This window comes from Lysobacter capsici, assembly GCF_018732085.1.
In the GTDB taxonomy this organism is placed as follows: Bacteria; Pseudomonadota; Gammaproteobacteria; order Xanthomonadales; family Xanthomonadaceae; genus Lysobacter; species Lysobacter capsici_A.
Genome location: NZ_CP076103.1, coordinates 5,124,042 through 5,149,692, shown reverse-complemented (window position 1 = coordinate 5,149,692; position 25,651 = coordinate 5,124,042). Strand labels below are relative to the sequence as shown.

Below are 25,651 nucleotides of genomic sequence, written 5' to 3'. Positions count from 1 at the left end.
GACGCCGCGAATCTGTGGTTGCAGTCGCACAATCGCGTCGTCCCCTGCCGGGCCACGATTGACGCACCGGCCACGGCGGGCGTATTGCTGACCGGCAGGCCGCCGCGGGCGCGCGTCACCGCCGCCTTGCGCCGGCGCTGCGGGGAGTTATCGCACGCATCAACACTTACGAGGGACTGTATGAAGAAGTTGATCGGAACGACCATCGTCAAGAACGCCGTCACCCTGGCCATCGCCGCGCAGCAGCAGGTCAGCCAGAACCAGGCGCCGGCACCGACGCCGGAAGAGAAGGCGATCCTGGATCTGCTCGCCAAGTAAGCGGCGGGGTACGACCGAAGCGGCACGGCTCCGGCCGGGCCGCTTCGTTTTTTGAAACCATGAGGCAAGGAGTGCGGGCATGATTCCGTTGGAACGCGAGCGATCGCTGGCGCAGGCGCAGCAGGTGATCGAAGCATTTCTCGCGCGCCAAGGGTGGAGCGCGCATATCGACAGCACCGACACGGGCCTGCAAGGCGCGGTGTGCGTGCTGCACGACGCCGATGGCGAGGCCATCGGCAGCGGCTTCGGCAAGGGCGAGCGCGAAGCAGCGCGGGTCGGCGCGCTGTACGAAGCGGTCGAGCATGTGTATGCGAATGCCAGCGCGCCGCAGGAGCGCGCCGAGTTGCGCTTGGCCTCGTCGGTGTTCCACGATTCGTCTTATGTCGGGATGCCGTTTCACGCCGAGTTCGGGCGGCAGGGCAAGCGCAGGCGCAGGCGCCAGCGCAAGCTGAGTTGTCTGTGGTATCGCTCGTTCTTCCACGACGATTACGAGCTCGCGGTGCCGGCCTTCCTGTGTCGGCCGAACGCGCTGGCGGATTTGTTGCCGGGCGACAATTTCGATTACAGCAGCGTGATCCGCTACGGTTCCAACAGCGGCACGGCGATCGGCGCGAGCCTGGAAGAGGCCGCGGTGCATGCGCTCGGCGAGTTGGTCGAGCGCGATTCGTGGTCCTTGTTTCTGGTCGCGCATTACTTGGGCGACCCCGCGAGCTTCGGCGCCTGGATCGACCCAGCCTCGATGCCCGAAGCGGTCGCGGCCGTGCATGCGGCGGCGAGCGCGCAGCTCGGGCGCGAGGTGCTGCTGATCGATGCGACCAGCGATCTGGGCGTGCCGGCCTTCATCGCCACCACCGATCGCATGGTCGAGGGCGAAGTCGTGTATCCCGGTGGGTACGGCGCGTCTTTGTACGCCGAGCATGCGGCGATCCGCGCGCTGACCGAACTGGTGCAGACCGTGGTGGTGGGACAGCGCCTGACCAGCGTCGGCGACTACAGCCGGCAGGTGCTGCTGGCCTTGTCCGAGTATCCCAAGCTGCGCGCCTGCGCGTACTTTCAGGTGGATCGCGAGCGAATGCGGCATGCGGCCTGGTCGCATCCGCAACGCGAACGCCAGCCGCCGGAGGCGTTGTTGCGCGAGTTGGTCGATACCTTGGAGATGGGAGGCGTCCCCGTGTATCACCGGGTCCATCATCGCGAAGGCGATGCGTTCTGCGTGGTCAGCTGCGTGGCGTTGGAGCTCGAACGGTTTCTTTTGGTCACCACCGGCATGGTGATGGCGCCGGGGCGGCGCGGGATGGCGTTGCTGGAGGGGACGCTGATGGGGCGGAAGCGGCAGAATTACGTGGCGTGATCCCCGGGCCGGCCCGCGGGCGTTCGTCATGCCGATCACCCCGCGCCTGCGCCTGGACCGTTGGGTCTTGATGTCTGGAATCGGCCGAATGCGCGGCGCGGGCGCCTTGATTGACTGAAAGGAACTGCTCATGAAAGCCATCGTCGTGGCGACGATCTCGACGCTCGCTTTGCTTTTTGCAGCGTGCTCCCAGTTCGCCAACGCGCGGGCCGCCGGCATGGACGGCGAGCGGCGGCAACCGATGCCGCACGACACCAGGACACCGGCCGACCCGGCGCGGATTCAGGCATTGGCGAGCGACCGGTTTCCGGACACGTTCGGCGGCTTGTACATCGAACAGCGGCCGCGTTATCGGGTGGTCGTCAATTTCAGTCGCGACGCGCAGGCGAGCTTGCGTCAGTTGACGGATGACGCAAGCTTCGAGGCTGTCGCCGTGACCCATTCGCTGCGTGACCTGGAGCGGATCGGCGAGACCGTCAACCAGGTAGTGCGGGCGAAGGGGCTGGACTGCACGCTGTCCGTCGATCCGAAGCGGCCGAGTCTGAAGGTCTGGTTACGTGATCCAGACGTGGCGCCGGCTCGGGCGGCGTTGGACGAAGCGGGGCTGGCGCGGCCGTTCGTGGTCGTGGTGGCTTACGAGCGCGTGGAGCCGACGGGTGTTGGGCGGCGTTGAGCGCGGTGGTCGGTTCGCTTCGACAGGCACCGATGGCGGGGCGGGTGCGAGGCCTGGGCGGAGTCAAACGTTCGCCCGGTGGACGCATGAGGAGCCGTCGGGTATTGCGCGGTATCTGTATTTGAGTCTTGGCACCGGTAGATGAGGCCGGCCACGGCGATCTGTTTCGGCCATATGCCGCGACCGCGCGATTACGGCAATGCCGCAACCGGCGTCGTTGTTGCAGTGGCGCGGTCGCGGCTTGCGCCGCTCCTACAGGGAGGTGGCGTTGCATTGGCTGACGTTCGATTTTTGCCGTTCGACGGTGCGAGGTTGTGGCCGTAACGGAAGGCGAGGGGGATGTTGCGACCGGCGCGGTGGTCGTAGTGGCGCGGTCGCGGCTTGCGCCGCTCCTACAGGGAGGTGGCGTTGCATTGGCTGACGTTCTATTTTTATCGTTCGACGGTGCGACGCTGTGGTCGTAAAGGAAGGTGAGGGGATGTTGCGACCGGTGCGGTGGTCGTAGTGGCGCGGTCGCGGCTTGCGCCGCTCCTACAGGGAGGTGGCGTTGCATTGGCTGACGTTCGATTTTTGTCGTTCGACGGTGCGAGGCTGTGGCCGTAACGGAAGGCGAGGGGATGTTGCGACCGGCGCGGTGGTCGTAGTGGCGCGGTCGCGGCTTGCGCCGCTCCTACAGGGCGGCCATGTGGCTTCTGCCCCAATCCACGCAGTTCATCCAGCGCTGCGAAGTCATCAACTCGCCTTAGCAACAGCACACCCGGAGGGCGACGCGCATGGATGCGCGTCGCGCGCCACCGGGACATGGATGTCCCGTGTGGCGCGTGCCCGCGTCCGCTCCGCACTTGCGGGCCCTTGATTCAAGAAAAAGCGTTTTTCTTTGGTTACCTTTCTTTTGTCGCTTTAGACAAAAGAAAGTAACTCGGCCGCTTGCGGACGAAAGCTGTTGATCCTGCCTCTGGCCTCTGGCTTCAAAGCTTCAAAGCTTCAAAGCCTCAAAGCTTCACTAAGCCAGATCACAAAACAAACGCACCCACACCGCCGAAAACCTCAGTGCGCATGCGCCTGACCACGATGCTTCAGATAGTTCGCGGCAAACGGATCAAGCTCCATATCGCCCAGATCCGCGTAATCCGTCTCGCGATAGTCCGAAGTCGCCGTAAACGCACCCTCGGCGCCGACCCGCTCGAGCTTGCGCAACCGCAACTCGTAAGCCCCAGCCTCACCCGACTTGCCCTTGTGCGCGCCAGTACGGTAGTACGAAGGCAGGCCGTCGCCCTCGATCCACTCCAGCGCGATCGCCTGACCCTCGGCGCTTTCGCCGCGATACCGCAAAGCAACGCCGCCAAAGGCCTTTACCTCGCCATGACGTTGCAGCCGCATGCGCAGCTCGGGATTGATCGGGCTGGCCAACTGCTCCCACTGCGGCATCTCGCCGATGGTGCGCAGATCGCCGGGCGACCACGACACGCTGCGCTGCTCCTTCGCGAACAACTCCAAACGGGCGATCCCGTCGGGCGTCTTGCGCCAGACCTCGACCGGTTCACCCTGCATGCGGTACTCGATACGATCGGCGGAGCGCACCAACACCAAGCTGCGTTCGCCGTGGGCGTCGCGCACTTGGTACTCCGCGAGCAGGGCCGGCGTGGATGCCGCGTTGGCAGCGGTTGGCGTCGATGCGGCTTTCGCGGCGACTGAGGTGTTGCTGCCGCGATGGCCAGCGATCGCGCCAGCCATCGGCGCCTCGGACCGCACCGCATCGCCAGCCCACACCGGACCGGCGAACGCGAGCGAACCGGCGACGTACAGCGTCGCCGTACCCATAAAAACCCAGGCGCGCATTACAGCGAAGCCGACTGCTTCGCCATGCCCGCGCGCAGGTCGTCTTCCATCAGCGGCGCGGGAATCGCCGAGCGGGTGCGGCCCTGGCCGCACTGGCCGAGCAAGGTGCACAGGAAGATGCTGGTGTTGCGCTGCGACTGCCCCATCACGTGGAAGATCGTGTTCTGCTCGACCACGCCCTGGAACGCGTGGGCGCCGGGGCCGCGGGCGTAGATGGCGACGTCTTCGGCGGCGTGGGTTTCATCGCCCAGCGGCACGGTGGCTTCCTGCAGGTAATCCGGGTGCGCGGTGTCGATCGCGGTCAGGTCCGGGCGTGCGTTCGGGCCGCGGTAGCCGGGGCCGTTGACGTAGCCGAGCGTCGTATACGGCTTGCCGTTCTTGTCCAGCGCGAGCTGGCCGTTGGTGACGACCTTGCCGAGGATGTCGTTGCCGCGATCGGGGTAGCCGGCGACGGTGAAGGTGTGGCTGTGGTCGGCGGTGACGATGATCAGGGTGTCGCGCTCGGAGGTTTTCTCCAGCGCCTTGCGCACCGCGTCCGACAGCGCGATGGCGTCGGTCAGCGCGCGGCTGGCGTTGCCGGCGTGGTGGGCGTGATCGACGCGGCCGCCTTCGACCATCAGGAAGTAACCCTTGCGGCTGCTGTTTTCCAGCACGTCGATGGCCTTGGCGGTCATGTCGGCCAGGCTGGGTTCCTTGCCGGCGTCGTTGGGACGGTCCTGTTCGTATTCCATGTGCGAGCGCTCGAACAGGCCGAGCAGGTGGCGGGTGCGGCGCGGGTCGATCGCATCGAACTGGGCCTTGTTCCACACGTACGACGAACCCGGGCGCGCGGCCCATTCGGTCGGCAGGTTGCGGCCGTCCTTGCGGCGGCCGGCGGCGCCGGCGTCTTCGGGATCGCTCACGGTGTTGGGCAGGAAGTAGCTGCGGCCGCCGCCGAGCGCGACTTCCAGGCCGTCGCCGTAGGGGAATTCGATCAGCTGGCGGGCGATGTCCTTGCAGCCGTTGGCCTTGGCTTCGGCGGACAGTTCCGCGTCGCTTTCCCAGTCGCGGTTCGGCGTGTGCGAGTAGGTCGCGGCCGGGGTGGCGTGGGTGATGCGCGCGGTGCTGACGATGCCGGTGGCCAGGCCGAGCGCTTCGGACAGTTCCAGCATGCTCACCACGCCCTGGCCGCGCGCGGAGGCGCAGTCGCCGTACTTGGCTTTCTGGGTGACGCTGAGCACGCCCTGGTTGGTCTTGATGCCGGTGACCATCGCGGTCATGGTCGGCGCCGAGTCCGGGGTCTGGCCGTCGACCGAGTAGGTCTTGGACAGGCTCACGTACGGCAGGCGTTCGAACGACAGCGAATTCTCTTCGCCGCTGCCGCCCTTGAGCTGGCCTTCGCGGATGCGCGCGGCGGCGATGGTGGAAATGCCCATGCCGTCGCCGACGAACAGGATGACGTTCCTGGCCTTGCCCGGGGTCGGGCGCAGGTTGGCGCCGTCGCGCGCGGTCTGCGCGCCTTCCTCGAACCAGCGCTGCGCGCTCTCGGCGCGCGGCGGCGCTTTGCGTGCGACCTGCTTGGGCGCGGCGAAGGCGTCGGTGGCCAGCAGGGGCAGGGCGACGAGCGCGGTGAGGACGGCCGCGCCGAGGACGGTGGCGGCGAAAGAATGCGGAATCTGGCGCATGCGAGGCTCGGGTAAATCGGGGGAGGCTGCACTGTGCCGAGCGTGCGTTGCATGCAAATGACGCGAGGGCCCGGATCGGCCGAAAAAGAGGCGCAGTTCGCGTTTGCGGCGTTCGCCGATGGGCGGTGCCGCTGTTCAGCTTGTTGCGTCGCTGATGGTTTCGCCGCAGTGGGTACGCTGTCGCTATTATCGGCAGGTTCCGGCAGGAACACTGGCGCATCGCCAGACAAGGCTTGGAAGCCCCGCGGTCGCCGACGGCACGGCGGGACGACACGGCCGTCCATGGGTTCGAATCGGGAGGTTGCGTGAAACTTGTTCACAGTCTGAGTGCGTTGGCGTTGTGCGTCGTCATGGCGGCATGCAATTCCGGTAATGCGGCATCCGAAGCGGCCGCGGCCACCGCCGCGCCGGCGCCCGCCGCCACCGCGCCGGCCGAGGCCGCGCCTGCACCCGCGTCCGATGCGAATGCGCAAGCCGCCGCGATGCCGGCCGCCGCGCCGAGCGCTGCGCCTGCGGCCGCGGACTCGGCGACGATCGTCAAGAACACGCAAGCGGCGCTGAGCAAGGGCATGGCCTACGGCGACTTCCGCAAGGCCGTGCTGGCGCAGGGCTGGCAGCCGTTGGTCGATCCGAAGTGCAAGGCCAACGTGGTCGGCGGCAAGTACGAAAAAATCTGCGCGGCCGATCCGGGCCTGTGCCAGATCTGCGAGGACCTGCCCGAACTCAATTCGTGCAGCGGCGACGCCCATTGCCTGGTGCAGTTCACCCATGCCGGCGTGACCGGCGTGCTGCAGGCCACCGGTTACGGCGAGGCGCAGTACTGGAAGGACAGCGGCAAGGATTCGGGTTTCAAGGTCACCGGCTGGGAACTGGCCGCGAAGGCCGACTGATCGCCGCCGATCGCGGGCCGTCGCCGGCCGCAAACAGCGTTAACAGGAAGCATCGGGGTGCATGCGCGTGAGCGGCAAAGAGGACGCCGCCGCGCATGCACCGATTCATACGACAGGAAAGGGAGATTCTCATGAGCAACAATCCATTGCTGGAACTGATGTACCGCGGCGAGTCCGGCGCGGCCGGCTACAACGCGTACAACCGCGGCACCTACACCGATGACGCCGGCAAGGAGCGCATCCGCGGTCCCAACGGCCCGATCGATTTTTCGCAGATGACGCTGGGCCAGGTCATGGACCGTCAGGCGTTGCCCAACGGCAACGACGATCGCGTGTTCGCGGTCGGCAAGTACCAGATCATTCCGCAGACGATGCGCGGCGCGGTGGCCGAGATGGGCCTGGACCGCAATCAGCCGTTCACTCCCGGCCTGCAGGACAAGGTGTTCTCCGAATACCTGATCGTCGACAAACGCCCCGAAGTCGCCGACTACATCACCGGCAAGCCCGGCGCGACCCTGGCCGAGGCGCAGCACGGCTTGTCCAAGGAATGGGCGAGCTTCGGCGATCCGAACAAGAACGGCGCCAGCCACTACGGCGGCGCGAACCACGCGAGCATCAGCCTGCAGCAGTCGGCCGACGCGCTCAACCAGATGCGCACCGAGTACAAGGCCAACATCGACAAGGGCCTGTCGCCGGCCGATGCATGGAAGGCGACCACCGGCGACGATCCCAACCGCACCTTGCCCGCGTCGATCACCAGCCCGGGTTCCTCGCAGCGCGCGCCGCGCGACGCGATGGCCGACGGCGTGCTCAAGCCCGACGAGCGCGGCCCGGCGGTGACTTCGTTGCAGGAGCAGTTGAACAAGGCCGGTTTCCGCGATGCGCAGGGCAATGAGCTCAAGCCCGACGGTCACTATGGCAAGCACACCAAGGAAGCGGTCGAAGCCTTCCAGCGCGCCAACAATCTGGAAGTCGACGGCAAGGCCGGTCCCAAGACCCTGGAGGCGCTGAAGAACGCGCAACCGGCCGGTCCGCAGACCGAGAAGCCGGCCGAGAAGCCCGGCGAGGTGCAGCTGTCCAATCCGGCGCATCCGGACAACGCGATGTACAAGCAGGCCGTCGCCGGCCTGGAGAAGCTCGGCCCGCAGGCCGGGTTCAAGGACCACGCCGCGCTTGAGCGCGCGGCCGGCACGCTGACTTACGAGGCGCGAGTCAGCGGCATGACCAAGATCGACCACGTCGTGCCCAACACCAGCGGCACCGGCCTGTTCGCGGTGCAGGGCGAACTGCGCGATCCGAGCAGCCAGCGCGTGGTGGTGGACAAGACGCAGGCCAGCAGCCAGAGCATCGAGCAGTCGACCCAGCAGCTCAAGCAGGACGTGCCGACGCAGAACCAGACGCAGGAACCGGCGCCGGAGCGTCAACAGCCCAAGACGATGATGGCGTAAGCCCATCGCGATCGCGGTCCGCCCCTGCGCGGGGCGGACCGTTGTGGCATCGTCCGCGCTGCACTCGCACGCCTTTGACGACGATGACCGCGCAGATTTCCGACAAGTTGCATAACGATTGCGCCGCGGTCGATCTGACCGGGCTGTCGTTGTATCGCATCGTCGCCGATGCGCCGCACAAGCCGCATCGCTGGGAAGGCGGACGCCACGAGCTTGCGGCCCAGGCCACGCCCGATCCAGGCATCCGGTGCTCGGCCTTGTGGAGCGGTTATCTGTCGGTTTATCGCCTGGCCGCCGATGGCGGGCTGACTTTGGAAGCGTTCGAGTATCCCTTCCATCGCGGTCGCCGCCCCGAGCGGGTGGGCGAACGTTTGCGCGGCGATTTCTGGTTGGCGCTGAGGCGATCGTTCTTCGATTTCACTGTCTACGTACCGTTTCGCGACGGCCGGGTGGTGGTCGATCGCGCGCAGTGGCGGGTCGAAACCGACGACGGCGGATTCGCCAGCGGCAGCGAGTTTCCGCCTGGGTACGAACAGCCGAGGAAGCCCGGTCTCCTGGAAAAGCTGCGCCGCGAGCACCTGGCCAAAGCGACCGCGACATTGATCGTCTGCGCCGATGCCTCGTTGCCGCTCGCCGATTACACCTTGTACGTCGATCGCAATCACGCGGGGCGCAGTATCGATCGCGGGGTGGCGGGGCTTGGCGACAACAGCGTGCATATCCGCTTGTCGCCCGGTTCGCATGTCGTGACCTTGCGTGAGGGCAAGGTGCATAAGCCCGATCGCTTGGCCTCCAACACGTTGCAGATCGAATTCGTCGAACACCAGCGGGTAACCGTCCGCGCGACTTTGATCGACGCGACCTTGAACCTGCAAGTACAGACTTCGACCTGAGCTCGCGCCCGCTCGGCCCGCGGCGCGCCGCGAGGAAATCTCGGCGCTTGTGCGAACGCGCGCGATTGCCGTCGCATTTCCGATGACACGCCCGCCGCGTCGTCCATGCGCTCGCCCCGCGTGTCCCGATTCGTTCCCGGATTGTTCCTGGCTCGCGGGCGCGGCGATGGCTAAGGTAAGTCCGGTAAGACGTGCATCCCGGTCAGCGCCGTGCGCACCGGGCCGTCGATCCGGGCAAGGCCACGCCGCGACCGTCGCTGTCCTCCCTGTGGGCGGTGACGGTTCGCGGCGCGGTTTCTCTCGGTCGCGTTCGGCCGCGCGGCGGCAATCACTGCGCGGTCGATGCCTCGTGCACTTCCAGCCGCAGGTGCTCGAAGCCTTCCTCGGTGCCGTGGATTCGCTCCTCCGGTCGCTGGTGGCCGTCGATAAACGCGAACTGCTCGATGCGGCCACGCATCGTCCTCGACCAACGCGGTCTGTTCGATCGGACCTTGGGCGTCGGCGCGACCCATGGCGCGACATCGTCGGCGCCGAGTTGCGGTCGAGGCAGTGCAACCACGTCATCTGCCTGGAACTGCGCAACCCAGAGCACTGGATCGGCAAGCTGTCGCCGACCCAGCGCAAGCTGGTGGCGCCTAATCAGCGCATGGGATACTGCGCGCTCAACCTCAATCTGTCGGGCGTGGCGGCCGATTCGCATCTGGCGCTGGAATTCATTGTCAAGATCGCGGCGCTGCACGCGCCCGATGGCGATCGAGTGACCGCCACACGTCCGGCCCGGCGCGCCGTCGCTTTTCGAAAGGATTCGTTCATGCACGTGGTCTTGCTCGAAGACCTGCTCGCAGTAGTCAGCGCCCGCATCGGCGTGGCGGTCTACGACTTCGATTTCGAGCTGTATTTCCGCTGCCGCCATCCGACCTTCTTCGACGAAGGCACACCGTGTGTGTTGCGGGTCGGCGCGGTCGAGGACTATCAAGCGCAGTACCAGGTCCTGCGCGACTGGGGGCTGCGGCCGGTCAACACGCCCGAGCAGCACGAACGCGCCAGCGAACTGGCGATGTGGTATCCGCTGCTGACCGACATGACCCCGCGCACGCGGATTTTCGAATCGCTGCCCGACGCGGCGCAGATCGAGCAAGCGTTCGATTGGCCGATCTTCCTCAAGGGCTCGCGTCAGACCAGCAAGCACAACGCCAAGCTGTCGGTGATCGGCGATCGCGAACATTACGCTTGGGCCAGCGAACACTATCGCCGCGACCCGGTCCTGCACTGGCAGCGGCCGGTGGTGCGCGAGTTCGTGCCGTTGCAGGCGGTGGCCGGTGGCATCGCCGGCAAGGTGCCGGCCTCGATGGAGTTCCGCAGTTTCTGGTGGCACGGCGCGTGCGTGGGTTGGGGCCGTTATTGGTATCAGGCGGCCCAGTACGCCTGCGACGATATCGACGACGGCCTGGCGCTGGCCGCCGAAGCCGCGCGCAGGCTGCAGGTGCCGTTCCTGGTGGTTGATATCGCCAAGACCGCCGACGGGCGCTGGATCGTGATCGAGTGCAACGACGCGCAGGAATCGGGCTATGCCGCGGCCGCGCCGCGCGCGATCTGGTCGGCGATCATCGAATCCCTGCAAGGGGGCGCGGCATGATCCGCCGCCTGCGCATCGCGGTGGGCTGCATCGTCGCTGTCTGCCTGGGCGGCTGCGGCGCGTTCGATTCGCGGGTGGAGTGGGTGTCCGGCTCTTACGAGGTGCTGTGGATCGACGAACCGGCCGATTCGCATCTGGCTTATCGCCTGACGACGACCGCCAGCGCGCCGGTCGTGAATGCCTGCGTGTCCGCGGTCGCCGAGAACGCGGACTACATCGCGGTCCGGCAGCGCCTGCGTGTTGCGGGCGCCGACGAGCGTTTCGTGATCCTGCCCAAGCAACGTTACCGGCCCATGGCCGATACGGCTTCGATTGTCATCGGGCCGTTGTCTGCCGCACAGTACGCGCAGGTGTCGTCGCGGTTGGCATTGCCGGCGCTGACGTCGGTGGGCGTGCCGGACATCTGCAACGGCGCGTCGCGTTTGTCCGGCGGCCCTTGGCCAACCGACCCGCGATCTACCGATTTCAAAAGACTTGGTTCAAACGACCAGATTCCAAACGATTCGACCCGCGACCGCGTGAACGCATCCCATCCGACCCTGACCCGACCGCATCCGCCATGACCGACACCACCCGCGCGCACCACATGAAGGCCAAGTACATGCTGGCGAGCAGCGCATTGCAGGACCCGGTGTGGTTCGTCAACACCTTCGCCGCCGACAGCGGCGAGGAAGCCTTGCGCAAGTATTGGCGCTTGCTCGGCGAGGACCTGCCGGACGAGGATCGGGTCGAGGGCGAAGGCTTGCAGGTCGATCGCGTCCGCCTGGGCGCCGATGGGCCGAAGCTGCTCGTGCTGACCTTGCCGGCGCCGCAAAGGCGCAACGAAGCCTATTACCTGGCCGCGGCCTTGCTGCCGGGAAAGTTGCGGTTCTTCTGCCTGGAATCCTCGCTGTCGGCGATCGACGGTTCGGCCACGACCGTGCTCGCCGAACTCGCGCCCGAGGGCCGCTACAACTGGGGTCCGGGCAGCGTCGCGCAGGTTCGCGATTTCGTCGAGTCGCTCGGCGCGCTGCTGAGCGATGCGGACGCGCGGCCGTTGTCCTTCGTCGAGATGCAGCTCGCCTGAGCGGCGAGGGGTGACGATGCGGTCGCGCTGTCGGCGGCACGCCGGTATCGCCGACGTGCCGCCATACAGCGTGCTGCCGATCAGCGCGCCGCGTTCGCTCAGTACGGCACCAGCTTCCATTGCTGCTGGGTGCTGCCGTTGCAATCCCACTGCTGCACCGGCACCAGCGTGCCGGTCGGGCTGCCGGCCAGGTGCAGGCATTTGCCGCTCGCGCGGTTGACCAGCTTGTAGACGTCGCTGCCGACGTAGCCGGTGCCCGGCATCAATTGCCACTGCTGCGATGTCGCCGCGCCGGCGGTCTGCTGACTGACCGAACTGCCGTTGGCGGTGCCGGTCAGCACGTCCAGGCGCTTGCCCGATTCCAGGCGGGTCAGATGGATGAAGCCGGTCGAGTTCGGTCCGGACGCCGCGATCGGCGGCAGCGGCGTCGACGCCCAGCCGATCGGCGCGGCGCTGTTCGCGCAGTCGCTCATCTGGGCCAGGGTGCCGGTCGCCGCGCCGCCCATGATTTCCAGGCAGCGCGTCGAATTCAGCGGCATCAGCCGATAGCCGACCGCGGTGTTGGGGTTCGCGTTGGCGGACAGGCCTTGCTGCGCGTAACGCCAATAGCCGTACGACACCGGCGGCATCGGCCAGTAGTACGCGGTGGCCTGCGAATCGGCGGTGCGGGTGACCGGCCACTGGGTCAGGGTGATGATCTGGTCGCCGGCATTGACCGCGGCGTTGATGCCGGCGGCGGTGCTGGCGTCGTTGAGGTAGGCCTCGCCGATCATCAGCGGCGGATCGCGGAAGCGCGGCGCCATGTTCGCGCGGTAGCTGCGCAGCGCGGCCAGCACGTCGGCGGTGGTCTGGCCGCTGCCGGCGATGTCGCTGGAATAGATATGCACCGAGTAGGCGTCCGGATGGTACTTGCCGTACAACTGGGTGATCAGGCCGAAACGGTTGGCCACGTCCCAGGTGTTGCCCACGATGATCGAAAATCCGATCGTGTCGCCGGTGCCGTAGGCGTCGACGTAGCGCTCCCACAAGGTCTTGAGATAAGCGGTTTCGCAGGCCAGCGTCGTCGCGTTCGACGGCGGGCTGGCTTCATTGGCCAGGTCCATCACGTAGGGCACGTTGACCGCGCGCGCGATGTCGCGCAGTTCGCGTAGGACCTGGAAATTCTCTTCGCGCGCGGTGATCACCAGCGGGTCGTTCGGCGTCGCGCATTGCGAGGTGATCTGGTTCGGCCCGAACTGGCCGGACGCGAGTTCGAAGTGGGTGAAGCCGATGTCGCGCGCGAGTTCGAGGAAACTCTTCAGGTTGTCCTGGCATTTGCGGTCGAGGTAGTAGGTGCCGCGCGCATCGCTGCGCTGGCGCGAGCCGCAGGCCCAGCCCAGGTCGTCCACGTTGAAATCGTGGCTGTGCGGGATGTGCAGGCGCAGGCTGCGCTGGCCCTGCGCGTGCATTTCAGTCAGCTGCCTGCGCAGGATGTCGCCCACGCCGCGATCGTTGAAGCGGGCGTACGGCGTGTAGCGTTCCCAGGCGCCGTGGACGGCATTGGCCGGGTACTCGACGTTGTAGTAGACGAAGTTGCTGCCGCCCGGCTGCGCCAGCACCTGGCCGAGCTTGGCGTAGACGCGGCTGTGGGCCTTGACCACGCCGCCCACGCGCATCTCGAAGATCAATCCCGGCCAGGCGTTGGTGTAGGCCCAGCCACCGGAGCCGTTGGCGGGCTGGCCACCGGCCCACAGCTGTTCGCTGCCGGTGTAGGGGTGCTTGACGTACAGATCGACCAGCGGGCTGGTCGATTGCCAGCTGATGGTGGTGGTGCAGGTGGTCTGTCCGGGCTGCAGCACGCACGGCGTGGCCTGGATCGAATCGGCGCGCGCGTGGCCGGGCGCCAGCAGCGCGGCGGCGATCAAGGCGCCGATGGCGCAGATCCTGGTGGCATGTCCTGTCGCGTTGGTCACAAGTCCTCCTGATGCGGCGATGAAGGTGGGCGCGATCGGGGACGCGTGGTTTCACCGCTTCAGCGACGCTGCGCTCCGATGCGCGCGCTCCGCCGAGGACTGGCGATGGCATCGTCGTCAATTCGTGCGGTGCCTTGATGAACTCGCAAAAGCGCGCGGCAACGGCTCATCGCCTCGCCGTGATCGGCGAGGGGCGGCGCGGTAACGGGAAGTGCGTCGCGGATTGCGCGGTGCGCGCCGGTCCGTTGCGGTTCAGCGGGCGGCGGTCTGAGCCAACGCGCGCGAGCCGGCCAGGATGATCCGGATCATCGTGCTCATTTCTTCGATCAGTTCCGGGTCGCGCGCGCGCGGCATGTCCATCGCGCTGGCGCCCATCGCGAACACCAGGCGGGTGATCGAACGCGCGACCACGGCCGGTTCGTACAGCGGCATCTGGTCCTGCGCGGCCAGCCGGATCAGGTCGACGCGCAGTTCTTCCTCGAAGAACGACAGTTCGCGATCGACCGCACGCTTGAACGCGTCCGAGCCGACCGTGCCTTCGCGCAACAACACGTGCAGCAGTTTGTCGTCCGCGCGTAACTGTTCCATGAAAGCCTCCAGCGAGCTGCGCACGATGCTGCGCCGGGTCGCGGCGCGATGGCGCGCCTCGCCGACGATCTTGCGCAGCGACTGCCCGGCCAGGTCGATCAGCGCGACGGCGAGTTCGTCGGTGTCGCGGAACTGGCGGTAGAAGCTGTTGGGTGCGATGCCGGCCTCGCGCGCCACCTCGCGCAGGCTCAGGCTCGACACGCTGCGGTGCGGGCCGATCAGCTTGAGCGCGGCGGCGATCAGGTCTTCGCGCGAGATCGTCGCTTTGCGGCCCGGGTGGATGTCGACGTCGATGTCGGTGATGCGTTGGCTCACGAGTGGCTGGCGCTAAGTCGGGCAGCGCACATCATACTCCCGTCCCCATATTAATATACGGTTGTGCACACATCTGTGCGGATATGTGTATAGTGCCCCCATGAACGCTGCCCTCCATCCCGCCGGCCACCGTCCGCGCAGCCGCCTGCGACGCCTGATCGCGCCGCTGGTCGTTCCGCAAGTCTTTGATTTCTGGGCCTCGCGCCTGCATCCGACCTGGAGCTGGGAGCGTCCGCTCGCCCGCATCGTCGGCCGCAGCGAGGCGTCGGCCGACGCGGTGACCCTGCTGCTGGCGCCGAACCGCAACTGGGCCGGCCGCCGTCACGAGCCCGCCCGCGCCGGTCAACACCTGATGATCGGCGCCCGTATCGACGGCGCGCTGGTGTCGCGCAGCTACAGCCTGTCCGAGGCAGGGCGCGCCGACGGCCGCATCGCGATCACGGTCAAGGCGATCGAGGGCGGCAAGCTCAGCCGGCATCTGCACCGCGACGCGCGCGTGGGCGATGTGCTCGAACTCGGCCCGGCGTTCGGCGAGATGACCTTGCCCGCGCGCGTTGACGGCTCCTGGCTGTTCGTCGCCGCCGGCAGCGGCATCACCCCGTTGATGGCGATGACCCGGCAACTCGCCGCGCAGGGCATGCCGGTGCCGCTGACCCTGCTGTACTGGGCGCGTCGCCGCGAAGAACTGTGTTTCGTCGAGGAATTGCGCGCGACCGCCGCGGCGCATGCGAATTTCCGCGTGCGCTTCGTGCTGACCCGGCAAGAGCCGCAGGCTGCCGACGAAGACGCTGGCCGCATCGATGCCTCGCTGCTGGATGCGCATGTCGACGATCTCGCCGCGCGTCAGGTCTATGCCTGCGGCCCCGGCGGTTTCGTCGCCAGCGCGCGCGGCCTGATCGAAGCGCGCGCGCGGGCGTTCGCGGCCGAGGCGTTCACGCCGCCGCCGCGCGCGGTCGAAGACACCGGCACGGTCGCGGTCACCCTGGCGCGCAGCGGCCGCACCCTGGAACTGGCGCGCGGAGAATCGTTGCTCACCGCGCTGGAAGCGCAGGGCCTGAAGTTGAATTCCGGCTGCCGCATGGGCCTGTGCAACACCTGCTCCTGCGGCAAATCCTCGGGCGCCACCCGTCATCTGCATACCGGCGACGTGCATGCCGAACCGGTGTCTTCGCTGCGTCTGTGCGTGAACAGCGCGACCAGCGACCTCGTCCTCGACCTGTGATCCGCCCATGACCGCATCCAAACGCAATCGCGCGCTGACCCCGACCGAACTCGACCGCTTCGGCGCCGAACTCGACGCGCTGCGCGCGCGCACCGTCGCCCAGATCGGCCGGGTCGACGCCGACTACATCCGCCGCGTGGTCGCGGTGGTGCGCTACACCGGTTTGCTCGGTCGCTTGCTGCTGATGGTCGGCGCGATCGGCGGTGCGTTCGTGTCCTGGCTGTTCTGGCCCGGCGTGATCCTCGGCACCGCGCTGCTGGCGCTGTCGAAGATCCTGGAGAACATGGAAGTCGGCCACAACGTCATGCACGGCCAGTACGACTGGATGCGCGACCCGCATCTGGACGGCAAGACCTACGAATGGGACATCGTCGCCACCGGCGACAACTGGCGCAAAACCCACAACTACATGCACCACACCTGGACCAACGTGCGCGGCATGGACGACGACATCGGCTACGGCCTGCTGCGTCTGTTCCCGGAGCAGCGCTGGCGTCCGTTCTATCTGCTGCAGCCGTTCATCGCGGTGGTGTTCGCGCTGCTGTTCGAATGGGGCGTGGCGATCCAGGAACTGCGCATCGGCCGCTGGCTCACCGGCAAGACCAAGCACCGCGCGATGTGGCGCAAGTTCGTGCCGGTCGGGCGCAAGATGGGCAAGCAGATGCTCAAGGACTATGTGCTGTTTCCGGCGCTGGCCGGCCCGTTCTTCCTGCCGGTGCTGCTCGGCAACGTGGTCGCCAACGTGATCCGCAACCTGTGGACGTACACGGTGATTTTCTGCGGCCACTTCACCGCCGATGCGGAAGTGTTCCCGAAGGAATCGGTGCGCAACGAATCGCGCGGGCATTGGTATCTGCGCCAGCTGCGCGGTTCGGCGAATCTCAGCGGCGGCAAGTGGATGGACCTGATGACCGGCAACCTGAGCCATCAGATCGAGCATCACTTCTACCCCGATCTGCCGGCGCGCCGTTATGCGGCCTTGGCGGTGGAGGTGCGCGAGATCTGCGGGCGTTACGGCCAGCATTACGACACCGGTTCGCTGCCCAGGCAGTTCGGCCAGGTGATGTGGCGGATCGTGCGTCATGCGTGGCCGAGCCGGCCGCGCGCGCGGCGGCCGTTGGTGCGGGCTGAGGTGGTTGAAGCGCAGGGTTGATGGCGCGAGCGGTTGTTGGGTTGCAACGTTAACGGCAACAGCAACAGCTCAAACCCCCCGCGTCCGCTGCGCGGACGCCGCCCCCTTTTTCTAAAGTGGGCAACGGCAAAAGCCGCTTCGGTTTGAGTGATCGCGTTCTTCGACGCGCACGCATCCACATTCGACGCGCACGAATCCACCCGTTGGATTCCCCCCTTTGAAAAAGGGGGGCTAGGGGGGATTTGCTCTTGCTCCGCCGATCAATCGTTTCCTCGAACAACCCCCAAGCGCCGCGCATCAAGCCACCCGCTTGAACCCCAACGCCTCCTCCAACCCGATCTCGCCTGCGAACCCACCGCCGCTGACCGCCGGCGTCTGCTGCTCGATCGCATGGGCGAAGATCACCGCCGGATCGGCCTCCAGCTTGTCGTACAGACGCTGCAGGTTTGGATAGTCGCGGCGATCGACCACGGCGTGGTACTTGGTCCAGCGTGCGATGCCGATGAAGTAGGCGTCGGCCAAGGTGCGATGCTCGCCGAGCAGCCACGGCTTGTCGCCCAGCATGCGTTCGAGTTGCGCATGCGCGCGTTCGACCCGGGCGCGACCGTAGGCGGTCAACGCGGCCTTCTCGTGCTCGTCGCTCTCGTGTTCGAGCAGATGCCACAGCGAAGCGAACGCGCTGAAGAAGGTGGTGTTGAGGAAGGCGAGCATGCGGTTGAGTTCGTCGAACTCGCGCGTGCCCTGGGCGAAGGCGATGCCGCTGGCGATCGCGTTGGCGCCGATGTGATTGAGGATGGCCAGGCTTTCGGCCAGCACTTCGCCGCGTGCGGTCAGCAAGGCCGGGGTTTCGCCGACCGGATTGATCGCGAGGTAAGCCGGGGCGTGGATCATCTGCGGCATCTCGACCCGCACCAGCCGGTAGGGCAGGCCGGACCATTCCAGCGCGACGATGGAGCCGAACGAGCAGCCGGACGGGACGCCGTAGTAGAGGATCGGGGGCATGGGGATTCCTTGAGTGATGGGGTTGAAAGGAGCAGCGGCCGAACGAGACGACGCTCGCTGGCAGGCTCGCTGCCCGTGCCGATCACGGTAGGTGTGTGGACTTCCCCCGAGTAGTCGGCAGAAAGTGGACGCAAAGTCTTCCTGTGTGTACTTTGCGCCGATGCTCAACCTCAACGACTTGGTCCTGTTCGCCGCCGCGGTCGAGCACGGCGGCTTCGCCGCGGCCTCGCGCCGCCTGGGCGTGCCCAAGTCCACGTTGAGCAAACGCGTGGCCGCGCTCGAGGACGATCTGGGCGTGCGCCTGATCCATCGCACCTCGCGCAGCTTCACCCTCACCGACACCGGCCGCGATTTCTACGAGCACGCGCGCGCCGCGCTGATCGAAACCGAAGCGGCCGAGAACAGCGTGCGCCGCCGTGTCGCCGAGCCCAGCGGCAAGGTCCGGATCAGCTGCGGCGTGCCGACCGCGCAGGACCATCTGGCCGAGCATCTGCCGGTATTGGCGCGCAAGTACCCGCGCATGCACGTGCAGGTCGATGTCAGCGATCGCCGGGTCGATCTGGTCCAGGAGGGCTACGACATCGCGGTGCGCAGCCATTTCGCGCCGCTGCCGGATTCGGGATTGATCCAGCGCCAGGCTTCGGTCGAAGACATCGTGCTGGTGGCCGCGCCGATGTATCTGGCCGAACACGGTCTGCCGACCGGGCCGCTGGAATTGAGCGAACACGATGCCTTGTTGACCGGCCTGGCCGGCGGCGAAGCGTGGACGCTGACCAGCGCCGACGGCGCGCAGATGCAGGTCGAGCCGCGGGCGCGCATGACCGCGAACGAAGGCCGGGTGCTGCGCGCGAGCGCCGTCGCCGGCCTGGGCATCACCGTGCTGCCCGAGCGCATGTGCCGCGCCGAACTCGGCAGCGGCCAACTGCTGCGCGTGTTGCCCGAATGGACCGCCGGCCGCGTGACCACGACGCTGCTGGTGCCGCATCGGCGCGGGCAGTTGCCGAGCGTGCGCGCGACGGTGGAGTTCCTGCTCGATTGTTTCGCGCGCCCGTGAGCGAAGGCATCGAGCGCGTTTCAATTCCGTTCGAATGCTTCAGTCGGTGTCTTCGATCGCGCCCTCGGTAACGATCAACAACACCGTGCTGGTGGCGTCCAGGCCATGCAGCTCGCGCCGCGCGCGATCGTCGGCCGCGTGCAGCAAACCGGCCACGCCAGCCGCGCCGGACGGCGTGCTGCGCGGTCCGCCGCATTCCGACAGCTCGCGCGGCGCACGCCGCAGGGTCGGCTCGTCGACAGTCAGCGCCTGCGCGCGATGCCACAGCAATAAAGCCAGCGCCGAGGCCGAGGCGAGGCCGCACGACAGCATCTGCGCCGAGGTGTCCAATTCACCGTCGATCTGCGCGGGTTTGCCACGCGCCAATGCGCGCGCCACGCAGGCCGCGGCTTCGGGTTCGACCACGATCAACCGCCCCGGCGCCTGCGCATGTGCATGCAAACCATCGGCGAGCGCGGCGGCCAGTCCGCCGACGCCGGCCTGCACGAACAGATGGCTGACGCTGGTTGCCGCGCACGCGCGCAACTGCGGTGCCAGTTCGCGCGCGATCAGGCCGTAACCGGCCATTACGTCGATCACCGCCGGATCGGTGGCATCGTCGCTGGTGTCGGCGATCAACAAGCCATCGCCGCGCGCCGCCACATCGCGCGCGGCGAGGACTGCGTCGTCGTAACTGCCGGCCACCGCCACCACCTCGCCGCCGAGCGCGCGGATGCGCGCCGCGCGCACCGACCCGACCGCTTCGGGCAGGAACACCGTGACCGCCACGCCCGCGTGCCGCGCCGCCGCGGTCACCGCCAGGCCGTGATTGCCGTCGCTCGCGCAGACCAGGCGCAGCGCGACGGGCCATGCGCGGCAACGGCGGCGCAGTTCGTCCAGCGACTGCGCGCCGGTGATCCGCGCCAACCCGCGCAAGCCGGCGACCATGTCGCCGAGCGCCTTGAAATTGCCCAGCGGCCGTTCGTTCTCGGCCTTGACCAGCACGCGCGCGACGCCGGCGCGGCGCGCGAGCGCGGGCAGTTCGATCAATCGGGTCGGTCGGTAATCCGGCCACAGCCGGGTCGGGTCGCTCAGCCAGTGTTCGCTCATGCCGCCAGTGTGGCGGGCGGCGTGCGCGCGTCGGCGGCGAAATCGACGGCTGCGCGCGGAATTTCGGCGCGTTCGCCCCAGTCATCGCGCCTGCGATCGCGGCCGGCACGCGTACGCGCGCGGCCGGGCGCGCGGCTCAGTCGTCCTCGTCGAGCGGCACCGGAATGGTCAGCCCGCGCTTGACCAGGCTCAGTGCGACATTGGTGGTGAAGCGGCGGATGTTCGGGTTCTCGCCGACCATGCGGATCATCAGCGCGTCGAAGTCCTCGGTGTCCGGCGCGGTCACCACCAGCACGAAATCGGCCTCGCCGGTGACGTAGAACACCTGCTGCACCTGATCGTGCGCGGCCAGCCAGCGGCGCAGTTGCGCAAGCAACTCCGGACGCTCGCGCTCGACCTGCAGCGAGACGACGAAGAAGGTCGGCTTGCCGACCTGTTTGGGATCGACCACCGCGGTTTCGCGCACGATCACCCCGGCTTCGCGCATGCGCCGCAGCCGGCGCTGGATCGCCGAGGGCGACAGCGCGACCTGCTCGGCGAGGCGGTCGGCGGTCTGGCCGGCGTCGTCCTGCACGAGGTTGAGCAGTTGACGGTCGAATCGGTCGAGTTTCATGGCCGCATCTTAGAGCGCGAACGCGCCGAAAAACCGCGCGGGCGGGTATCGGTTCGCGGCAAAAGCGCGCGCCCACGCCGTTAGCCTTTTCGCCTCATCGAGAGGTCATTGCATGGATTTCCCCGCGCTTTGCCAACATATCGACCGCGCCTGGCAGGACGACATCCTGCCGGCGCTGTGCGATTACATCGCCATCGCCTGCCAATCGCCGGCATTCGATCCCGATTGGGCCGACAACGGCCATATGGATCGCGCGGTCGCGTTGATGACGCAGTGGGCGCGCGAACAGCTCGCCGACCTGCCCGGCGCCACGGTCGAGGTGCTGCGCCTGCCCGGACGCACGCCGTTGCTGTTCATCGACGTACCCGGCGAAGCCGGCCCGCCGAGCCTGATCTACGGCCACCTCGACAAACAGCCGCCGATGCCGGGCTGGGCGGCGGGTCGCGCGGCGTGGACGCCGGTGCTGGAAGGCGAGCGCTTGTACGGACGCGGCGGCGCCGACGACGGCTACGCGATGTTCGCCGCGATCGCCGCGCTGCGCGCCTTGCGCGATCAGGGCTTGGCGCATCCGCGCTGCATGATCGTGATCGAGGCCAGCGAGGAATCGGGCAGCATCGACTTGCCGGCGTACATCGAACAACTGGCGCCGCGGCTCGGTGTGCCGCGTTTGATCGTCGCGCTCGACGCCGGTTGCGGCAATTACGATCAGTTGTGGACCACGACCTCGCTGCGCGGTCAGGTCGCCGGAACCCTGAGCGTGCGGGTGCTCGACGAAGGCGTGCATTCGGGCGATGCGTCGGGGATCGTGCCGTCGAGTTTCCGCATCGCCCGGCAGTTGCTGTCGCGGCTGGAAGATCCGCTCAGCGGCGAAGTCATCGCTGACTTCCAGGTCGAGATTCCCGCCGCGCGGCGCGAACAGGCCTGGCTCGCCGCGAATGCCTTGGGCGAAGGGCTGGCGCGCGGCTTTCCGTTTCATGCCGACACCCGCCCGGTGGTCGAAGCGCCCGGCGAACTCGCGCTCAACCGCGCCTGGCGCGCGCAACTGGCGATCACCGGTATCGATGGATTGCCGTCGGTGGCTGATGCGGCGGCGGTGATGCAGCCGCACACCGCGCTCAAGCTGAGCCTGCGCTTGCCGCCGACGCTGGACCCACGGGACGCATCGCAACGTTTGAAGGCGCTGCTCGAAGCCGATCCGCCGTATCGCAGCCAGGTAGGATTTACGATCGATTCGGTCAGCGAAGGCTGGCATGCGCCGCCGGTGGCGCCGTGGCTGGCGGACAGCCTGCAACGCGCCTCGCGCGACGCGTTCGGCCGCGACGGCGCCCTGATCGGCGGAGGCGGCGGCATTCCGTTTCTGGGCATGCTCGGCGAGCGCTTTCCGCGGGCGCAGTTCGTGGTCACCGGCGTGCTGGGGCCGCAATCCAATGCGCACGGGCCGAACGAGTTCCTGCATCTGCCGACCGCGCGTCGGGTCACCGCGGCGCTGGCGCGGCTGTTGCACGATGCGCGCGGCGATGCCGAGCCGCGATGACTTCGTGTTTTGATCCTTATCTGCTTTGAGGAACCCGCACCATGCAACTGCTCTATCAAACCCACTCGCCGTATGCGCGCAAGGCGCTGGTGTTCGCGCACGAGGCCGGCTTGGCCGACCGGATCGAGGTGGTGCATCACGAAACCAGCCCGACCCTGCGCAACGACGCGGTGTACGCGCAGAACCCGTTGGGCAAGGTGCCGGTGCTGATCCGTCCCGGCCAACCTGCCTTGTTCGACTCCGACATTATCTGCGCCTACCTGGACACCCTGCACGAGCGCGCGCCGCTGATTCCGCGCGACGGCGAAGCGCGCTGGCAGGCTTTGCGCCTGCAGGCGATCGCGCAGGGCCTGGCCGATGCCGGGATCAAGGTGCGCTGGGAAACTGTGCGCCGCCCAGAGGCTTTGCGTTACGAAGCCTTGCGCGAGGCGTATACGCTCAAGCTGATCGAGAGCTACGACTGGCTAGAACGCGAACTCGACACCGACTCGCCGCTGCACGTAGGCCATATTTCCATCGCCACCGCGCTGAGCTGGCTGGCGTTCCGCGAGCTGCCGGGTTTCCGCGAGGGACGGCCGAAACTCAGCGGCTGGTTCGATGCGTTCGAACGGCGCGACTCGATGCGGGCCACGCCGTTGTCGGGGGAGACCCACGATTGAGTCGCGCGCTTCACCGCTGAAACGCGCGCACCTCGACCGGTGCGCGACAGGCGATCGCTTTCCCCATTCGAACGGCCGCAACGGCATCGACCGTATCCGGCGCCACCATCGATTCACGCCGCGCCCCGTGCGCCGTTTGCCCAGTGAGGGAGGGCGTCGAGCGACGGTGCGAGCGTGCCTGGGCCGATCCTTCGTGCCTTCCCCTTTGCCAACGACCGCGCCAGTCGGCGCCCGATTGCGAGGTGGGAATGAACAAGATATTCGGCGGCTTGATCTCGGTGATCCTGCTCGGCATTTACCTGCACCTGACCGTGATCGCGGTGCTGGTGGCGCGCTGCGCCGACCGGCCGGGCTGCACCGATTACACGATCGCGTATTTCAACGACGGCATGGCCCAGGCCTTGTCGGTGATCGGCGGACTGGTGTCGGCGCTGGTGATCGCCGAACTGGCCCTGGCCAAACCCGGCCAGGCGCCGGGGCTGCGCGTACTGGCCAACGACGCGTCGACGGCCGCGGTGCGCACGGTGACGGTGATCGCGTTGTCGTTCGTGCTGGTGTGGATCGGCACCGGGCTGACCGCGTTCCTGGTCGGCCTGTACCACCCCGACGCGATGCCGGTACTGACCACGCACGGGCAGGCGTGGCTGGGACTGGCGGTGTCGGCGGCGTATGCGTACTTCGGCTTGTCGCCGTTGGAACGCTGACGCCGCGCCGCTCGCGCGATTGCGACGGATGAATCACACGGTTGGCTGGAGCCGGCCGCCCGCTTCAGTCGTGGCCGTCGGCCAGCACGGTCGAGCTGGCCGTCGCTGCCGGCATCGGCGCGGGATCGGTGTGGGCCAGTGCGCGCTCGGGCGGTCCGAACAACTGCCCGAACATTCCGCGCAGGCCGCGTGCGCGCCAGGCATCGCCGAACATCGCGATCCATTCGTGGAAGGTCAGCTTGATCGGATTGTGGCTGCGGATCTGGCCGATGATGCCGTACTCGCACGGCACCGCTTCGTCTTCCTCGACATAGGTGCCGAACCATTTGTCCCACACGATCAGCACGCCGGCGTAGTTGCGGTCGATGTACTTCGCGTTGCGCGCGTGATGCACGCGGTGGTGCGACGGGGTGTTGAACACCTTCTCCAGCCAGCCGAGTTTGCCGACCGCCTGGGTGTGCACGAAGAACTGGAACGCCAGATTGATCGCGACCACCGCGACGATGTGCTTGGGTTCGAAGCCGATCCAGGCCAGCGGCAGCCAGAACAGCCACATGCCGGAAATCGGGTAGGTCAGGCTCTGCCGGAACGCGGTCGACAGGTTGAGCCGCTCGGAAGAATGGTGGGTGACGTGCGAGGCCCACATCCAGCGGATGCGATGGCTGGCGCGGTGGAACCAGTAGTAGAAGAAATCCTGCGCCAGGAACAGGCCGGCGATGGTCCAGGCCGAGGCCGGCAGTTCGAACAACCGATGCGCGTAGACCGCGTAGTACAGGCCGATCACGATCAGCCAGGCCACCGCGTCGCTGGCCTGGTGCATCAACGCCAGCGCCGCATTCGACAAGGTGTCGCGCAGGCTGTATTGCTCAGGCCGGCGCTTGCGCCAGTACCAGGCTTCCAGCGCGATCAGCAGCAGAAATATCGGCGCCAGCGCCAGCAGGATCCACTCTTCCATCAACGACGCTCCTCGCGCCACGCGGTTTCCAGGGTTTGCGCCATGCGGTCCAAGCAGCGCCGCATCGCCGCGCGCATGCAGCCTTGCAGCAGCGGCGCAGCCAGCGGCCAGGCCAGGGGCGAGGTGAGTTCGAATACGTAGGTCCACACCACGCGGGTGGTGCGCGCGGCTTGCGCATCGCCGGAGTCGGCAGCGGCGTCGAAGCGCCAATCGGCCTGTCCTTCGCGCGCCAGCCACGACAGCGGCGCACGGAATCCGTCGAGTACGTACGCGTGACGATGCGGCGGTTGCAGCACGGTGATGCGTTCGCGCAGCTTGGACCCGTCGCGGTTTTCCAGCGCGCGCAAACTGCCGAGCGCGGGCGGCGACAGCGGGGTGATGCGCTTGAGTCCGGGAATCGGGCCGTAGCCTTCGAACAGGGCCGGGAAGCGTTCGTGGTCCAGCGCCAGCGCGAATACCGCCTCGGGCGCGGCGGCGATGCTGCGTTCGGCGGTGAGGGTCAGGTGCATCGGTGGAGTCTAGGAGGGTGGTTCGGGGCTGTCCACACGCGGGCGTATGTTTTGTGGGGCTTGGCCGTTATGGGCGATTTGGGTTGCGATGGGGATATGCCATGCCCGATGTTCCTGCGTTACACGAAACGACCGTTCGCTCTATCCAGGGCCTTCGGGTAGGTCGTGCGGGGAATGGGATTTCTGCACGATCCGGCGGACTTTAGGTCGCCTGTCGAGATCAAATGTTTCGGGCACGCGCCACATCGGACATCGATGTTCCGGTGGCGCGCGACGCGCATCCCTGCGCGTGGCCCTCCGGGTGTGCGATTGCCAACGCGAGTGACAAGCCTCGCAGTGCTGAAGATCGGCGTGACCTCAAACTCAAGCGAAAACCGCATGGCCTAGCTGTAGGAGCGGCGCAAGCCGCGACCACGGCATTACAAAGACGACGCCGGTTTCGAACTTGCCGCAATGGCGTGACTAAGGCTCGTGATAAAAGGAAATCTCGCCGGGAGCCGCTCCAATAGCGTCTTGCTCGCCGACCGAGCCCGAAGGCGGCGACC

The 25,651-nt window shown here is 67.2% G+C and carries 25 protein-coding genes; 15 read left to right on the top strand and 10 right to left on the bottom strand.

What is annotated here, in order from left to right; all coding sequences use genetic code 11:
* Nucleotides 1-180: 180 nt before the first annotated feature.
* The 3 genes from KME82_RS21485 to KME82_RS21475 all read left to right on the top strand — a co-directional run bounded on the left by KME82_RS21485 (nt 181) and on the right by KME82_RS21475 (nt 2,342).
* Nucleotides 181-318, top strand: a complete 138-nt coding sequence (locus tag KME82_RS21485; RefSeq protein WP_215495810.1) for a hypothetical protein — start codon at nt 181-183, stop codon at nt 316-318.
* Between the two features lie 79 nt (nt 319-397).
* Nucleotides 398-1,669 carry a YcaO-like family protein gene (locus tag KME82_RS21480; RefSeq protein WP_215495809.1) on the top strand — a complete coding sequence of 424 codons (1,272 nt, stop codon included), beginning with the start codon at nt 398-400 and terminating at the stop codon, nt 1,667-1,669.
* A 130-nt stretch (nt 1,670-1,799) separates the two neighbouring features.
* A complete protein-coding gene (locus KME82_RS21475; protein ID WP_215495808.1) occupies nt 1,800-2,342 on the top strand; it encodes a hypothetical protein in 543 nt (180 codons plus the stop codon).
* 1,047 nt (nt 2,343-3,389) lie between these two features.
* On the opposite strand, the gene KME82_RS21470 is transcribed toward KME82_RS21475, so the two are convergent.
* Together KME82_RS21470 and KME82_RS21465 are read right to left on the bottom strand one after the other, a co-directional pair.
* The gene (locus KME82_RS21470; protein ID WP_215495807.1) at nt 3,390-4,181 is read right to left on the bottom strand and encodes a hypothetical protein; all 792 of its coding nucleotides are present in this window, start codon (nt 4,179-4,181) and stop codon (nt 3,390-3,392) included.
* Nucleotides 4,181-5,845, bottom strand: coding sequence for an alkaline phosphatase (locus KME82_RS21465; RefSeq protein ID WP_215495806.1), 1,665 nt, complete (start codon nt 5,843-5,845; stop codon nt 4,181-4,183). Before KME82_RS21465 ends, KME82_RS21470 begins: the two co-directional genes overlap by 1 nt.
* A 305-nt stretch (nt 5,846-6,150) precedes the next feature.
* Between KME82_RS21465 and KME82_RS21460 the strand changes: the two genes are divergently transcribed.
* From KME82_RS21460 to KME82_RS21450, 3 genes are all read left to right on the top strand, one after another.
* Nucleotides 6,151-6,735 carry a hypothetical protein gene (locus tag KME82_RS21460; RefSeq protein ID WP_215495805.1) on the top strand — a complete coding sequence of 195 codons (585 nt, stop codon included), beginning with the start codon at nt 6,151-6,153 and terminating at the stop codon, nt 6,733-6,735.
* A 131-nt stretch (nt 6,736-6,866) separates the two neighbouring features.
* Nucleotides 6,867-8,183, top strand: a complete 1,317-nt coding sequence (locus KME82_RS21455) for a peptidoglycan-binding domain-containing protein (RefSeq protein WP_215495804.1) — start codon at nt 6,867-6,869, stop codon at nt 8,181-8,183.
* Between the two features lie 83 nt (nt 8,184-8,266).
* Nucleotides 8,267-9,076, top strand: a complete 810-nt coding sequence (locus KME82_RS21450) for a hypothetical protein (RefSeq protein WP_215495803.1) — start codon at nt 8,267-8,269, stop codon at nt 9,074-9,076.
* 328 nt (nt 9,077-9,404) lie between these two features.
* Here KME82_RS21450 and KME82_RS21445 read toward each other — a convergent pair whose 3' ends face one another.
* Entirely contained in the window at nt 9,405-9,893 is a 489-nt protein-coding gene (locus KME82_RS21445) for a hypothetical protein (protein WP_215495802.1), read from the bottom strand.
* On the opposite strand from KME82_RS21445, the gene KME82_RS21440 reads away from it, so the two are divergent.
* From KME82_RS21440 to KME82_RS21430, 3 genes are read left to right on the top strand one after another with little or no spacing between them, the layout of a single operon-like run.
* On the top strand, nt 9,888-10,712 hold the full coding sequence (locus tag KME82_RS21440; RefSeq protein WP_215495801.1) for an ATP-grasp domain-containing protein: 825 nt from the start codon (nt 9,888-9,890) through the stop codon (nt 10,710-10,712). The two genes, KME82_RS21445 and KME82_RS21440, sit on opposite strands and share 6 nt — an antisense overlap.
* On the top strand, nt 10,709-11,275 hold the full coding sequence (locus tag KME82_RS21435) for a hypothetical protein (RefSeq protein WP_215495800.1): 567 nt from the start codon (nt 10,709-10,711) through the stop codon (nt 11,273-11,275). Before KME82_RS21440 ends, KME82_RS21435 begins: the two co-directional genes overlap by 4 nt.
* Nucleotides 11,272-11,778 (top strand): hypothetical protein, encoded by a 507-nt coding sequence (locus tag KME82_RS21430; protein ID WP_215495799.1) that lies wholly within the window; start codon nt 11,272-11,274, stop codon nt 11,776-11,778. Before KME82_RS21435 ends, KME82_RS21430 begins: the two co-directional genes overlap by 4 nt.
* Before the next feature lie 98 nt (nt 11,779-11,876).
* Here KME82_RS21430 and KME82_RS21425 read toward each other — a convergent pair whose 3' ends face one another.
* On the bottom strand, nt 11,877-13,730 hold the full coding sequence (locus KME82_RS21425; protein ID WP_215495798.1) for an RICIN domain-containing protein: 1,854 nt from the start codon (nt 13,728-13,730) through the stop codon (nt 11,877-11,879).
* A gap of 252 nt (nt 13,731-13,982) precedes the next feature.
* On the bottom strand, nt 13,983-14,621 hold the full coding sequence (gene fabR / locus KME82_RS21420) for an HTH-type transcriptional repressor FabR (RefSeq protein WP_215499165.1): 639 nt from the start codon (nt 14,619-14,621) through the stop codon (nt 13,983-13,985).
* A 112-nt stretch (nt 14,622-14,733) separates the two neighbouring features.
* Between fabR and KME82_RS21415 the strand changes: the two genes are divergently transcribed.
* Together KME82_RS21415 and KME82_RS21410 are read left to right on the top strand one after the other, a co-directional pair.
* The gene (locus tag KME82_RS21415; protein ID WP_215495797.1) at nt 14,734-15,855 is read left to right on the top strand and encodes a ferredoxin reductase; all 1,122 of its coding nucleotides are present in this window, start codon (nt 14,734-14,736) and stop codon (nt 15,853-15,855) included.
* A 7-nt stretch (nt 15,856-15,862) separates the two neighbouring features.
* Nucleotides 15,863-17,008, top strand: coding sequence for a fatty acid desaturase family protein (locus KME82_RS21410; protein ID WP_215495796.1), 1,146 nt, complete (start codon nt 15,863-15,865; stop codon nt 17,006-17,008).
* A gap of 276 nt (nt 17,009-17,284) precedes the next feature.
* On the opposite strand, the gene KME82_RS21405 is transcribed toward KME82_RS21410, so the two are convergent.
* On the bottom strand, nt 17,285-17,989 hold the full coding sequence (locus KME82_RS21405; RefSeq protein ID WP_215495795.1) for a glutathione S-transferase family protein: 705 nt from the start codon (nt 17,987-17,989) through the stop codon (nt 17,285-17,287).
* 145 nt (nt 17,990-18,134) lie between these two features.
* Between KME82_RS21405 and KME82_RS21400 the strand changes: the two genes are divergently transcribed.
* Complete coding sequence (locus tag KME82_RS21400) at nt 18,135-19,043, top strand: LysR substrate-binding domain-containing protein (protein ID WP_215495794.1); 909 nt, start codon at nt 18,135-18,137, stop codon at nt 19,041-19,043.
* Nucleotides 19,044-19,082: 39 nt separating this feature from the next.
* Here the strand turns inward: KME82_RS21400 and KME82_RS21395 are convergent, their stop codons facing one another.
* Both KME82_RS21395 and KME82_RS21390 read right to left on the bottom strand, forming a co-directional pair.
* Nucleotides 19,083-20,132 carry a pyridoxal-phosphate dependent enzyme gene (locus KME82_RS21395; protein ID WP_215495793.1) on the bottom strand — a complete coding sequence of 350 codons (1,050 nt, stop codon included), beginning with the start codon at nt 20,130-20,132 and terminating at the stop codon, nt 19,083-19,085.
* A gap of 136 nt (nt 20,133-20,268) precedes the next feature.
* Nucleotides 20,269-20,745, bottom strand: coding sequence for an Lrp/AsnC family transcriptional regulator (locus KME82_RS21390; RefSeq protein ID WP_215495792.1), 477 nt, complete (start codon nt 20,743-20,745; stop codon nt 20,269-20,271).
* A 112-nt stretch (nt 20,746-20,857) separates the two neighbouring features.
* Between KME82_RS21390 and KME82_RS21385 the strand changes: the two genes are divergently transcribed.
* The 3 genes from KME82_RS21385 to KME82_RS21375 all read left to right on the top strand — a co-directional run bounded on the left by KME82_RS21385 (nt 20,858) and on the right by KME82_RS21375 (nt 23,642).
* Complete coding sequence (locus KME82_RS21385; RefSeq protein ID WP_215495791.1) at nt 20,858-22,279, top strand: M20/M25/M40 family metallo-hydrolase; 1,422 nt, start codon at nt 20,858-20,860, stop codon at nt 22,277-22,279.
* Nucleotides 22,280-22,320: 41 nt separating this feature from the next.
* A complete protein-coding gene (locus KME82_RS21380; RefSeq protein ID WP_215495790.1) occupies nt 22,321-22,938 on the top strand; it encodes a glutathione S-transferase family protein in 618 nt (205 codons plus the stop codon).
* Nucleotides 22,939-23,186: 248 nt separating this feature from the next.
* Entirely contained in the window at nt 23,187-23,642 is a 456-nt protein-coding gene (locus KME82_RS21375; RefSeq protein ID WP_215495789.1) for a hypothetical protein, read from the top strand.
* Nucleotides 23,643-23,706: 64 nt separating this feature from the next.
* Here KME82_RS21375 and KME82_RS21370 read toward each other — a convergent pair whose 3' ends face one another.
* Together KME82_RS21370 and KME82_RS21365 are read right to left on the bottom strand one after the other, a co-directional pair.
* Nucleotides 23,707-24,597 (bottom strand): sterol desaturase family protein, encoded by an 891-nt coding sequence (locus KME82_RS21370; protein ID WP_215495788.1) that lies wholly within the window; start codon nt 24,595-24,597, stop codon nt 23,707-23,709.
* Nucleotides 24,597-25,106: an SRPBCC family protein gene (locus tag KME82_RS21365; protein ID WP_215495787.1), complete on the bottom strand. Its 510-nt coding sequence runs from the start codon at nt 25,104-25,106 to the stop codon at nt 24,597-24,599. Before KME82_RS21365 ends, KME82_RS21370 begins: the two co-directional genes overlap by 1 nt.
* Between the last annotated feature and the right edge of the window lie 545 nt (nt 25,107-25,651).